Source organism: Paenibacillus campinasensis, assembly GCF_002272015.1.
In the GTDB taxonomy this organism is placed as follows: domain Bacteria; phylum Bacillota; class Bacilli; order Paenibacillales; family Paenibacillaceae; genus Paenibacillus_AQ; species Paenibacillus_AQ campinasensis.
In genome coordinates this window covers 146,408-159,253 of record NZ_NPBY01000021.1, presented here as the reverse complement: position 1 = coordinate 159,253, position 12,846 = coordinate 146,408, and the positions used below count along the sequence as shown (strand labels likewise).

Sequence of the window (12,846 nt, the reverse complement as noted above, 5' to 3'; positions counted from 1 at the left end):
CTGCTTTAGCACAGTTGTACCGATCTTCAGGCAATAACAAATCGATATGAAAGAAGGAAAATTGCTATGATTATTACGACGACATCCACCATTGAAGGTTATCCGGCTCGAAGATACATCGGTGTTGTGACCGGGGAAGTCATTATGGGCGCCAATGTGGTGCGGGACTTCCTGGCGTCCATTACCGATATTGTCGGCGGGCGCTCCGGCGCTTATGAGAACAAGCTGAGCGAAGCCCGAGATGCCGCACTTGCCGAGATGGAGGAGCAAGCGGTGCGTCTTGGAGCCAACGCGATCATCGGCGTGGACATCGACTACGAAGTCATCCGGGAAGGAATGCTGATGGTCGCCGTCAGCGGAACCGCTGTCGTAGTGTAATCCTGGATCGCATTCGCACTGCGTGCAGCCCGAGCGTGCGGTGTTAGGCTGCATGACGGCGGCCGGTCGACCACATGTGACCTTCATATGTGGTCGCTCCGCACACGCCAACACGTGCCAATATGAGCTGTTCTCAGGCGAATGATGCTTACTCAATCTTCACTTCCGCACTTTCCAGATCAACTCCCAGCTTTTGCCCTATCCCCTATAGTGAAAATAAGAGCAAGCTATGCTACAATAATGGAATTGTAATGTTTAGGGAGGGTAATGGATTCGCCATGCTCATCATTGGTATCGCCGGCGGCACCGGATCAGGGAAAACGACAGTAGCCCGCTCCGTCATTGACCGACTCGGATCAGATAAAGTAACGTTCATTTCACAGGACAATTATTACAAGGATCACCAGCATCTCAGCTTGACCGAAAGGGAGACCATCAACTATGATCACCCGTTCGCGTTCGATACGGAGCTGCTGATCGAGCATCTGCAACAACTGAAAGCCGGCCAGACCGCGCAAGCCCCCGTCTATGATTTCACCACGCACTCCCGGTTCCCGGACAGAACCGTGGAGCTGAGACCGAATCACATCGTCATCATCGAAGGGCTGTTTGTGTTGTCCGACGAGAATCTCCGGAAGCTGCTGAACATCAAAGTGTTTGTGGACACCGACCCGGATGTGCGCATTCTGCGCCGGGTGGTACGGGACATCGAGGAGCGCGGGCGGACGATCCAGTCCATTCACCAGCAGTACTTGTCTACGGTGAAACCGATGCACGAAGCCTTCATCGAGCCTTCCAAGAAATACGCCGACCTGATTATCCCGGAAGGCGGGGAGAATGAAGTCGGCATTCAGCTGCTGTCCATTCTGACAGAAAAATATATAACGGGGGATCATTCCCTCTCCGGCGAATAAGCCGGAGCGAAAGCCATACCAAGCGAGCATCCGCCGTGACGCTTCCGCTTAACTGCAACCTCTTCCCGATTCGCTTCAGACCTTGTGAAGACTGAGCCGAACGGGAGGGGGTTTATTGTTGTCTGCCGGTTGATCATTCTGTGAGGGTATATCCGCATATCTGCTCCAGACAATCATTTAAACATATTCTTCAGCACCATCATCAGATTGGCCGGCTTCTCCGCCAGCCTGCGTGTAAAGTACGGGTACCACATCGTACCATAAGGCAGATAGCAGCGCACCCGGTAGCCATCTTTGGCAAGCGCAGCCTGATCATTCATGCGCAATCCGTACAGCATCTGGAATTCAAAAGCCTGTTTATCAATGCGCTGCTGCTTCGCAAACACCTTGACCCAGTCGATGATCTTATCATCATGGGAAGCAATGGCCGTGTACACGCCTTGGTCCAGGTGAAGCCGGATGATCCTTTTGTAATTTTCGATAACCTCATCTTTCTTCTGATACGCAATCGAGTTCGGCTCCTTATATGCCCCCTTCACCAGACGCAAGTTGACCCCGGCCTTCATAAGCGCTTTCACATCCTCCTCCGTCCGGTGCAGATAGGCCTGCATGACCGTCCCGACATTCGTCAGCCCTTCGGCATGGAGCCGAAGCGTCATGTCTATTGTAGCCTGGGTATACGGCGAGTCCTCCATATCGATACGGACAAAATTGCGATGCTGCTTCGCTTTCTGCACAACGGCTTTTATGTTCTCGTAAGCCGCCTTCGGGTCCAGCCCAAGTCCCATCTGGGTCGGCTTCAGCGACACATTCGACTTGACCTTTCTGCTGGCGATGCCTTCAATCAGCCGCAAATACTCTTCCCGGTAGACCGCCGCCTCATCCAGACTCGTGATCCCTTCGCCGAGGTGGTCCAGCGTGACCATAATCCCCTTCTCGTTCAGCCGCTCGATTTCATCCAGCGCCTCATCCAGCGTATCGCCGGCAATAAATCTTCTCGCCAGCTTCTTCCCATATTTAATGGACAACCATTTTACAACCCTGTTCCCGGACACCGTCAGCACAATTTTGCGGTAAAACTCGGTACCGTCCATGGCCAAGCTCCTCCTTTGCAAGGTAAGAAAAGAAGCCCCTTACTTCCTTCACGGGTGTAAAAACCTCCCCCTTAACACATATGCAAAAATCATGTCGTCATGCAAGAAGACATACATATCAACATAGAGTAACTCTTATCAAGGAGGCCTCCTTATGCGATCAGCTTATCACAATGAACCGTTTCTCGATTTCAGCGACGATTCCGTCAACCAGCAGTACGATAGCGCACTGGCTCAAGCCGAGGCGAACCTGGGGCAGCATTATCCGCTCGTGATCGGCGGAGCCAAAATCCGTACAGAACGCTCCCACAGCTCGGTTAACCCAGCCCGCAAAAGGCAGGTCATCGGCACGGTGTCCCAGGCGGACACTGCATTGGCAGAGCAGGCGGTTCAAGCAGCGGCGCTTGCTTTCGAATCCTGGAAGAATACCGATCCGAACGAAAGGGCCCGGTACTTGTACAAGGCTGCTGCCCTAATGCGTCGGCGCAAATTCGAATTCTCCGCCTTGCTGACACTCGAAGCCGGGAAGACGCGGGCTGAGGCGGATGCCGATACGGCAGAGGCGATTGATTTCATGGAATTTTATGCTCGGGAGATGCAGCGTCTCAGCGACCCTCAGCCGTTGATACCGCATGACGAGGAGGAGAATCATCTCTACTACATCCCGCTCGGAGTCGGAATTGTAATTCCGCCCTGGAACTTCCCGCTCGCCATTATGGCAGGCATGACATCGGCCGCCCTCGTGTCCGGCAACACGGTCGTGCTGAAGCCGGCCAGCGCCACACCGGTCATCGCCGCCAAATTCGTCGAGCTGCTGGAAGAGGTCAGCCTGCCGCCGGGCGTAGTCAACTATGTGCCGGGGCCAGGGCACGAGATCGGCGATTTCCTGGTGGATCACCCGCTGACGCGGTTCATCAGCTTCACCGGCTCCCGTGATGTCGGGCTCCGCATCCAGGAGCGCGCAGCCAAGATCCAGCCGGGGCAACAATGGATCAAGCGCGTTATTGCGGAAATGGGCGGCAAGGACGCCATTATTGTCGATGAGCACGCCGATCTTGAACTCGCCGCAGACGCGATTACCGCCTCCGCGTTCGGCTTCTCCGGACAGAAATGCTCGGCCTGCTCAAGAGCGATCGTGCATGAACAGGTCTATGCGTCAGTATTGCAAAAGGTCGTGGAACGATCCAAAAAGCTCGTCGTAGGCAATCCCGCCTATGCCAAAGTGCAGGTGGGGCCTGTTATCGATGAATCGGCGTATCGCAAAATCTTGGAATATGTGGAGATTGGAAAACAGGAAGGCAAGCTGGTGCTGGGGGGATTTCCGGGGGACCCGGAGGGGTATTTCATTCAACCGACCATATTCGCCGATGTGGACCGCGCGGCCCGCATATCGCAGGAGGAAATATTCGGCCCGGTTGTCGCCTTTACGAAGGCCGGCTCATTCGAAGAAGCCCTGGCCATGGCCAATCAGACCGATTACGGTCTGACCGGCGCTGTCTTCTCCAACAACCGTGCACATCTGGAGCTGGCCAGGAAGCAGTTCCATGTCGGCAACCTTTATTTCAATCGTAAATGTACCGGAGCGCTCGTAGGCGTTCATCCGTTCGGCGGCTTCAACATGTCCGGAACGGATTCCAAGGCCGGAGGCCGGGATTATCTGCTGCTGTTCACGCAGGCGAAGCTCGTATCGGAGCGGTTCTAGCTTCCCGGCCTGCCTACCTGCTTCTGTATCTGCGGCTGCAGCTGAAGCTGAAGCTGAAACCACAGCGGCTAACTTCAGCGGCAGCGGCAACTCCGACTGTGACTTCCCGCTTCGCTCACTGATAAGCAGCTGCGAACCATTTCAGGAACGCTTCCGCCACCACTGCGCCAGCGAGGCCGCTCGGGTGCGGATCATCCGCATTACTCATATACTTCGGCTCAATCCGGTGTTCATCCGGGGCCGGGCAGGACAGCAGTTCAGCGAAATCAAACACCGCATCCACCCCTTCAGGAGGACGGGTCCGAATCACCTCATTGACGGTGCGCCATACCTTTTCCCGATCCCCGGTAAAATTGAACGGAGGCACGGTGAAGAGAATGACCTGGACTGCCGACCCGGCATCCCTCTTCTTCTGCTTCAACCGCTTAACAATTGCGGTTAAATCACCCAGAAGCTCTTCGGAGCTTCTGGCTCCAATATCGATGTCGTTCACCCCGAGCGCCACAGCCACAATATCCCCCTCAGCCGCCTTCGCGAGCCAGGGGCCGTCAGCCGAGGCATCATACGCTCTGGCCCAGCCGGAACCAAGATTCCATACGCTGTAATCGGGCCCAAGGCCATCCGCGATGCGGGCCACCCAATACGTATAGCCATCCTTAGCCGTTCTGACACCCTGGGTAATGGAGTCCCCCAGGAAGACGATCCGCTGCTTCACCGGCTCGGCCTGCGGCTTGGCATATCCTATAAAGGCAGGCATGACCAAGCGATTCGCCGCCGGGATGAACTTATCGTGAGGCCCGTCCTTTGCCTGATTCCCCTCAGCCTCATACGCTGATACGAGCAGTCCTTCGGTATTGTATGGCACCGATGCACCCGAAGAAGATGTTGTAATGGTCCAAGTAAAGGCCAGATCATGCCCCTCGGACAGTTCGATCTGCACCGGGTCACTCCAGAATGTCTCGCTTGGCGCGACCTCCTTGTCCGGCTGCCCGCCGAACATAACCTGAACGCTGGTCCCTGGTACAACCTGCCCATTGCGGTCTGTGCCGCCATCCGCGACATAGGCTGCTTCAATGCGCCAGGAACCGCCCGGCATACTCCCTTTGGCGACCGCGCCGACATCCCATGTGGAATCGACAGCATTGCTGTGCCACAGCCTCAGCTCAAGGGGCCCCGATTCACGCGGTTTGATATAAGTGCGATAGGTCCGGGTGCTTGTGTCTTCCTCCACCAAAATATAGTTCGTTGCCGTTGAAACTGCACTTATCGATGCGTAGTTACCTCTCACCATGTCTCACCTTCAACCTTAGGATAAATGTTAGTGCTGTCCCGCCAGTCCCCCGTTTTCCTCCAGAATCGAATGCACCCGCTCTTCCAGATTCGATTTAATCATCGTCAACAGCTGAATCTGCTCATTCAGCTCGGCAATTTTCAATTTGTACATCGGAAGGATCTCGCGACAGAACGATTCCTTGTTCTGGAGGACGCAGTGGAGAAAACCGGCAATTTGCTCGGTAGTGAAGCCAAGGCCCAGATATAGACGAATCGTCTTCACCTGCTCGACGGCAAACGGACTGTACTCTCGATACCCGTTATCCAGGCGTACGGGCGTGATGAGCTTCTGCTGCTCATAATAACGCAGGGAACGAATGCTCACACCCGTCTTACGGGATAATTCGCCGATTTTCATACCGATCACCTCCTGTGGATGTCTGGCCTAACTCTCATTGTAGATCAAACCGGCAACATTGTGTTCCATTTTCGTCACATCTGCTTCGATAAAAGCCCCTTCAGCGCCTCTTTGGGGCGGAAGCCCACCACTTTATCTACCGCCTCGCCATTCTTAAACACGATGAGTGTCGGGATGCTCATGACGCCGAAGCGGCTTGCTGTTTCCGGATTGTCATCGACGTCCACTTTCACGATTTTCAGATCGGGCATCTCCTGATCCAGTTCGTCTAATATCGGGGCAATCAACTTGCAAGGAGGACACCATGTCGCCCAAAAGTCTACAAGCACGGTTCCTTTCTCTATTTCACGGTCAAAGCTCGCATCAGTAACATTCACAATAGCCATTGTTAGTACACCCGCCTTATCTTTTTTTCTGTCATGCCTATCCATGACGGTGATCCCACTATAACACCTGACATCGGTGTCAGGGTCAAGTGCATTCTATGCTTACCGGTTGCTTGCTTACCGGACGCTTTGCACCGTTATCCCCTTCGGTCAGGTGGCACAGAAACAGCAACTTCGGCATTTCACATACTCTTCCCATCGCCCCTCCCTCGTCCCTCAACTTCCTGAGTAAAAGGGATATTCATGAAAAAGAAAAAAATAGGAATACCGTTCCAGACAACCGACACCCCATAATAAAAAAGCCTGCCCCTTCATCAAGAAGGAGCAGGCTGCATAGCATGTTGACTGCCCACCACACCATCCGGATTACTTCACCGCACCCGCGGCGATCCCTTTGATGATGTACTTTTGAGCGAACATGTAGAAGATGACAACCGGGATAATCGTCAGCGTCAATCCCGCCATCGCTTGGTTCCACACAATCGTGAACTGTCCGAAGAAGTAGAACGTGGAGAGCGGAATCGTCCGCAGTCCGACGTCGGACAAGGTCAGGGACGGCAGCAGGTAGTCGTTCCACAATGCGATCACGTTCAGGATAGCTACGGTCACCGTGATGTTTTTCAACAATGGGAACACGATTCGCCAGAACACGCCGAACTTGGAGCAGCCATCGAGCGTTGCCGCCTCTTCCAGCGCGACCGGCACGGACTTGATAAATCCATGGTACAGGAACACCGCCATACTGGATGAGAATCCGACGTTCATGTAGATCAGACCTTCATGCGTATTCAGCATCGGAATGTGCAGCGTGCTGCGAATCCAGTCCATCACCTGCATCAGCGGCATCATCAGCGTCTGGAACGGAATGAGCATCGTTGCCACGAAAGTGAAGAAGATGATCTTGCTCAGCTTGTTGTCTGTTCTGACGAGCATCCATGCGGTCATGGAGGCCAGGATGATCACGATAATAACCGAGGTAATCGTGACGTACAGCGAGTTGCCAAGCGCCGTGAAGAAGTTCATTCTCTCCATCGCCGACCGGTAATACTCAAAGCTGAAGGACGATGGCAGCGCCAGTACGTTCTCATACAGCTCCGCGCGGTTCTTGAACGAGTTGATTACCATAATGAAGATCGGGGACAAGAATACCAGCGAAAAGAGTAACAGCAGAATATCAAGTGCCCACTTGCCTGTTTTCTTCATTACATCTGCACCTCTCTTCTCTTCGTCACGATCACTTGGGTTAATGTCAGTCCGGCTACAATCAGGAAGAAGATAATCGCTTTAGCCTGACCGAGTCCGTAGTTTCCGTAAGCAAAAATTTCATTAAAGATGTTCATCGCAAACATCTCGGTCGCATTGTTCGGTCCGCCCTTGGTCAAGGACAGGTTCACATCGTAAATTTTGAATGCTCCGGACAGCGTCAGGAACAAACAGATCGTAAAGGAAGGCATCAAGAGCGGGAATACGATCTTCCGCAAGCGCTGACCCATGTTCGCGCCATCCACCTTGGCGGCCTCCATCAATTCATCCGGAATCCCTTGAATACCGGCAATGTAGATAATCATCGTATAACCGGCAAGCTGCCAAGCAAAAACAACGACGAGCGCATACAGCGCAAACTGCGGATGCAGCAGCCAGTTGAAGAAGATGCCTCCCCAGCCTGTCATTTCACCCATATTTCTGAACGCATCTGTAAAAATAAACTGCCAGATGTAACCGAGAATCAGACCGCCGATCAGGTTCGGCATGAAGAACATCGTGCGCGCGGCATTGCGGCTCCGAAGCTTCGTCGTCACCAGAAGGGCAAAAGCCAGCCCGAGCACGTTCACCAATATCAAAGCCAGCAGCGTAAACTGTACCGTATGCCATGCCGACATCAAAAACCGTGTATCTTGAAACAGCTGGACGTAGTTATCCAGGCCAACAAATACCTTCGGATTCGCCGGGATGCCATCCCAATTCACGAAGGAATATATAATACCGATAATGAACGGTATAATGACCACGGTTGAAAAAATAAACAGTAGCGGTACTGTAAATAGGGCGAACCAAGCTTTGTCTTTTCTATGCATAACCCATACCTTCCTTCTCGCTAAGTTCGTTTTAAATACAATCAAGCCTCGAGTTTCGGACCAAGGAGCAGTTCCCCTATCCTTCCCTTACAAGAACAAGGGCATCAAACCTTGATTGCATTTAAAAAGCTCTGATTTGTGTGTTTCAGACTTAGAAAAAAAAGCAAAAGCCTAACGCTCCACCTAACAAGCGAGGTTAGGCTTTTGTCTTTTTATAAAGGGTGTTACGTTACTTAGCTTGCTGCTCTCGCCCACACTTCATCCAGCTTTTGCAGATATTGCTCACCGGAAATGCTGCTATCCATGAAGAACTCCTGTGTTGCCGGAGCCAGGTCATTGGTGATGATACCAGCCGGGAAGTAGTTCAGCGCCCAAGGAATCGTTTGTCCGCTGGAGGTTGCTTCATGCACCGCTTCGGACAGCGGATCCAGGTTGCCTGCTTCAATGTTGGTCAACGCCGGGATGAATTTGAAATCGTCTACAATCGCTTTTTTACCGGTTTCACTTGTGAACAGCCAGTTTAGGAAAGCCTTTGCAGCTTTGGCTTCTTCAGCATCAGCCTGGTTGTTAACAACCCAGTAACTTGCTACGCCAACCGCAATCTTGTCGTTTCCGGCCAGCGGGAACGGCATCATGCCAACATTGGAACCGAAGTCTTCAAAGTCTTCAAGCATGGTGAAGCTCCAGTTACCTTGGTGAACCATCGCTGTTCTTCCTGTAGCAAAGTCACCCATTTGAGTGTCATATTTGATTTCCATCGGGTTGGTAGCATGTGCGCGGATCGCTTCCATGAATTTTGCCCATTCCTGGAATTCCGGCGTGTCTGCCATCTTCACTTCGCCTTTGTTCAGCTGATCGATAAACTCAAGCGGCTCCTGTTGAAGCGCAAACGGCGTATTCAGGATGTGCCCAATCAGGAAGTAGGCTTCTTGGGACAAGCTCAGTCCGTTCTTGCCTTCAGCTTTCATCTGCTCCAGGAACTTCGTGAAGGAATCCAGGTCCGTAATATCCGAAGGATTCACCAGCTCATTATTGTATACAAGACCGAAGCCTTCTACACCGTAAGGAATGCCGACAATTTTATCCTCGTCTTTAAGTTCCATATCCGGCGCGATGTTCTGTACGAACTCTTCATCGCTCAAATCGGTCAGATACGATTTCAGTCTCTCCGCCTCAGGGCCCTGAGCTACGCTGAAAATGGTAGGACCTTGGTTACTGCCCAGTCTTGCGACCAGCTGCTGCATGTAAGCGTCACCCGCAGCTCCCCAAACCTCCACTTCATTGCCTGTCTCTTGCTGATATGTCTTTGCCAATTGCTCCAGAGGCTCCGTAATTTCTACTTTAGATTGGAAGATCGTAATCTTCTTAAGCTTCTCACCGTCCGTGTTACCCCCGCCATTCGCAGCTCCCGTATCATTCTGAGGTGAACCGCAGGCCGCCAACGTTGCCACTAAAGCTGTAGCTGTCAATAAGCTCAGCATCTTCTTTACTTTCTTCAACTTGTATGCCTCCCCCTATGGTCGTTTTTTTTAGTAAAACAGTTTAGTAAAACGTTTACATAACAATCATATGGTCATTTTATCTCAATGTCAATAAAAATGTACCCGTTTTCATAAAAAATTAATTAACCGTAAGTAAAATTATACGATTTTTTTACTAAAAACACCACCTTTTTTTACAAAAAATTTGAAGTACTGTTATTTCACACTTTTTCTCCACTGAATGGTGGCATTAAGCTTGAACGGTTCTTTCCTCGCCGTCCCCTTGATCATCTCGAGCAGCTCCTTGGCTGCTAAATACCCGCTTTCATATCGTGGAATGGATATTGTAGTCAGGCCGGCCATAGCCGCCGCATCCGAATTGTCGAAGCCGGTGATCGATATATCCTCTGGTACCCGAATTCCATGCTCTTCAAACGCCTTGATCGCGCCCAGCGCCATATTGTCATTAGCACATACAAGCACATCTGGAAGGGTGTTGCCAAGCACCAAAATTTTGGCTGCCTGGTACCCGCTGTTCTCGCTGTAATCGCCATGGAAATAGTTCCGGCTGTCAAATTCAATCCCGTTCTTCTTCAGCGTATCGATGAATCCCGAGTACCGCTCCTTGTGGTCAAGCGTATACTCCAGGCCTCCGATAAACCCGAAGCGTCTGAAGCCTTTGTCTACCAATGTCTGCACCATCTCACACATCACCGGGTAATTGTCAACGATGACACTTTTAGTATTAGCGAAATCATTGTTAATGATGCGGTCCATGAGCACAATCGGAAACTGCGGCGTTGCGACCGAGATCAAATCCTCGTCTGTCATATGCCGATCCAGGCTTATGGTACCGCTTGCAAATTTGCTTCGCATAAAATTCGCACTTGATTTGTTCGTGCAAATGATCAGATCATACCCATTCTCATTCAGACAGTGGCTGATTCCCTTAATAATTTTCAAATAATAATCGCGGTCAAAGTCACTGAACACAAATATAATGGTGTTGCTTTTATCGGATTTTGATGATTTGCTCGCGAAATACCCTTGCTCTGAGCAGATTTGCAGCACACGCTCTCTCGTTTCCCGGCCTACGTTCTTCCGCCCGTTAAGCACATTCGATACGGTAGACACCGAAACGTCAGCAAGTCTGGCAATTTCCTTTAAATTCGCCATACACGCGATCCTCCCTCACTCGTGTTAGTAAATTCAATATAACATTTTTAATAAAATTTACAAACTGTATCTGTCACCCAGTTGAAGTGAAATAGAGGAAATTCATGGTGGTTATTGGGATTGGAGGATGATTTTTTTGGGGCCACAATAAAAAAAAGACGGCGCAGGATTCGCTCCTGTACGCCGCCATCTGCCGTTGTCACAACCCGTTGGTTGTCACAAGCTATAGCCTGCCAACCTTCCCTTCACATGATGAATCATTCAGCAGGTGAATCTCCCTTCACGTCAAGGCTGAATGGAAACGTCATGCAGCATCATGATGCCGTTCGGATGTCTCCAGAAGCCCTCGACCTTGCTGCTGACACCATTCAAGTACTCCTGGTGATGGATGTACAGCATCGGAGCGATATCAACCAGCTTCTCCTGTGCCTCTTTATATAGAGCCTTCCGTTTCTCCGGGTCGCTCTCTCGCCGGCCCTCCTCAAGCAGCTGATCCAGCTCGCTGTCCTGGGTAAAGGTCCGGTTGCCCGGTTCGCCAACATTCACGGAGTGGAACACCTGGTACAACCCGTAATCAGCATCGGCCGTAACGGTCGACCATCCGAGCACAAACATATCATGCTGCCCTTCGGCCGTTTGGGACAAGTATGCGGTCCATTCTACAACTTCGATTTTTACATCGACGTTGATCTCCTTCAATTTCGACTGCACGTATTCAGCCACTTTCACGCGGTCTGGATTGTCATTGGTCCACAATGTGGTGGAGAATCCCTGCTCATACCCCGCTTCGGCCAACAGCTGTTTGGCCTGCTCGATATTGTAGCTGATCGGCTGAACCGAAGGGTCATAACCGAACACATCGGGAGCTAAAGGACCGACTGCCGGAATTCCCGTCCCCTCAAAAACACCCTCGATAATCTCATCTTTGTTGATCGCCATGGACAGCGCCTGCCGCACCCGCTTATCATCAAACGGCTTCTTATCCATGTTGAATCCGATGTAGGACAGGCTAAGTGAAGGCTGGCGGTTCAGCTCAAGGCCGTCGATGCTTTCAATGCGGCTGATGCTGCTTGGCGACACCGGATCAATGATGTGTGCATAGCCGGTCTCCAGCTCGGCAATCCGCGTGCCTTCCTCCGTGACCACCTTAAAGATCACGCGTTCGACCTTCGCTTTATCTCCCCAATAATCAGGATTGGCCACCAGTCTCACTTCCTGACCCGGATCCCAGCTTTCCAGTTTGAATATGCCGGTGCCGACCGGATTCTGAGCGAGATATGCGCCTGCCTTCTCACCCGCTTCTACCAGCTCATAGTCCTTCTTGATGGCCTCCGCGCTGACCATCCCCACACCGGAGTGTGCCAGATGGGCAAGCAGCGGCGAATAAGGATATTCCGTTGTCAGCTGTATAGTATCATTGTCAACCACCTTGATCTCACTGATCATATCGACGAGTGAAGCCCGCGGCGAAGCCGCCTTCGGATCCAGCAACCGATCCAGATTCGCCTTGACGACCTCGGCATTAAATGCCGAGCCGTCCGTAAAGGTAATGCCCTGCTTCAGCTTGAACTCCCAGGTCAAGTCATCAATCTGGTTCCAGCTCTCCGCCAGGCCAGGCTGTATGTTCAAGTCTTTGTCGTGCACCACCAGCGTGTCATAGATATGCGTTGTCATCACACTTGTCTGCTGGTCGGTCGACATATGAGGATCCATGGACGGCGGGTCCGACAGCCATGCGATCACAAGCTCCTGCGGCCCTTCCTGGGCACCTTCTCCAGGCTCAACCGTACCTGTATCAGCAGGCGGAGGACTTGTGCTTGGCGGCTCCGAATTCCCTCCCGAGCCCGCGCAAGCCGACAACAACAATGCAAGCATCACGAGGATGTATGAAAGACTCTTCCATCTGTTTGTAATCATCATGTTAAGTTACTCCCCCTCTTCCTTCGAAAA

General features: G+C 51.8%; 12 protein-coding genes. 3 read left to right on the top strand and 9 right to left on the bottom strand.

Going from position 1 to position 12,846, the window contains the following annotated elements:
• Positions 1-66 precede the first annotated feature (66 nt).
• Together CHH67_RS06880 and udk are read left to right on the top strand one after the other, a co-directional pair.
• A complete protein-coding gene (locus CHH67_RS06880) occupies positions 67-378 on the top strand; it encodes a YbjQ family protein (RefSeq protein WP_095264337.1) in 312 nt (103 codons plus the stop codon).
• A 278-nt stretch (positions 379-656) separates the two neighbouring features.
• Positions 657-1,292 carry a uridine kinase gene (udk, locus tag CHH67_RS06875; protein WP_095264336.1) on the top strand — a complete coding sequence of 212 codons (636 nt, stop codon included), beginning with the start codon at positions 657-659 and terminating at the stop codon, positions 1,290-1,292.
• A gap of 173 nt (positions 1,293-1,465) precedes the next feature.
• Here the strand turns inward: udk and CHH67_RS06870 are convergent, their stop codons facing one another.
• Complete coding sequence (locus tag CHH67_RS06870; protein WP_095264335.1) at positions 1,466-2,386, bottom strand: proline dehydrogenase family protein; 921 nt, start codon at positions 2,384-2,386, stop codon at positions 1,466-1,468.
• 154 nt (positions 2,387-2,540) lie between these two features.
• On the opposite strand from CHH67_RS06870, the gene pruA reads away from it, so the two are divergent.
• Positions 2,541-4,088 (top strand): L-glutamate gamma-semialdehyde dehydrogenase, encoded by a 1,548-nt coding sequence (pruA, locus tag CHH67_RS06865; protein WP_095264334.1) that lies wholly within the window; start codon positions 2,541-2,543, stop codon positions 4,086-4,088.
• A gap of 115 nt (positions 4,089-4,203) precedes the next feature.
• Here pruA and CHH67_RS06860 read toward each other — a convergent pair whose 3' ends face one another.
• The 8 genes from CHH67_RS06860 to CHH67_RS06825 form a co-directional block, all read right to left on the bottom strand.
• Positions 4,204-5,379: an SGNH/GDSL hydrolase family protein gene (locus CHH67_RS06860; RefSeq protein ID WP_244908114.1), complete on the bottom strand. Its 1,176-nt coding sequence runs from the start codon at positions 5,377-5,379 to the stop codon at positions 4,204-4,206.
• 27 nt (positions 5,380-5,406) lie between these two features.
• Positions 5,407-5,778, bottom strand: coding sequence for a MerR family transcriptional regulator (locus CHH67_RS06855; protein WP_095264333.1), 372 nt, complete (start codon positions 5,776-5,778; stop codon positions 5,407-5,409).
• Between the two features lie 74 nt (positions 5,779-5,852).
• On the bottom strand, positions 5,853-6,164 hold the full coding sequence (gene trxA, locus CHH67_RS06850; protein WP_095264332.1) for a thioredoxin: 312 nt from the start codon (positions 6,162-6,164) through the stop codon (positions 5,853-5,855).
• Between the two features lie 366 nt (positions 6,165-6,530).
• Positions 6,531-7,367, bottom strand: a complete 837-nt coding sequence (locus CHH67_RS06845) for a carbohydrate ABC transporter permease (protein ID WP_095264331.1) — start codon at positions 7,365-7,367, stop codon at positions 6,531-6,533.
• Positions 7,367-8,239, bottom strand: coding sequence for a carbohydrate ABC transporter permease (locus tag CHH67_RS06840; RefSeq protein WP_095264330.1), 873 nt, complete (start codon positions 8,237-8,239; stop codon positions 7,367-7,369). Before CHH67_RS06840 ends, CHH67_RS06845 begins: the two co-directional genes overlap by 1 nt.
• 233 nt (positions 8,240-8,472) lie before the next feature.
• Positions 8,473-9,738, bottom strand: a complete 1,266-nt coding sequence (locus CHH67_RS06835) for an ABC transporter substrate-binding protein (RefSeq protein WP_095264329.1) — start codon at positions 9,736-9,738, stop codon at positions 8,473-8,475.
• A 198-nt stretch (positions 9,739-9,936) separates the two neighbouring features.
• On the bottom strand, positions 9,937-10,896 hold the full coding sequence (locus tag CHH67_RS06830) for a LacI family DNA-binding transcriptional regulator (protein ID WP_095264328.1): 960 nt from the start codon (positions 10,894-10,896) through the stop codon (positions 9,937-9,939).
• A gap of 285 nt (positions 10,897-11,181) precedes the next feature.
• Positions 11,182-12,816, bottom strand: a complete 1,635-nt coding sequence (locus CHH67_RS06825) for a glutathione ABC transporter substrate-binding protein (protein ID WP_095264327.1) — start codon at positions 12,814-12,816, stop codon at positions 11,182-11,184.
• Positions 12,817-12,846 lie beyond the last annotated feature (30 nt).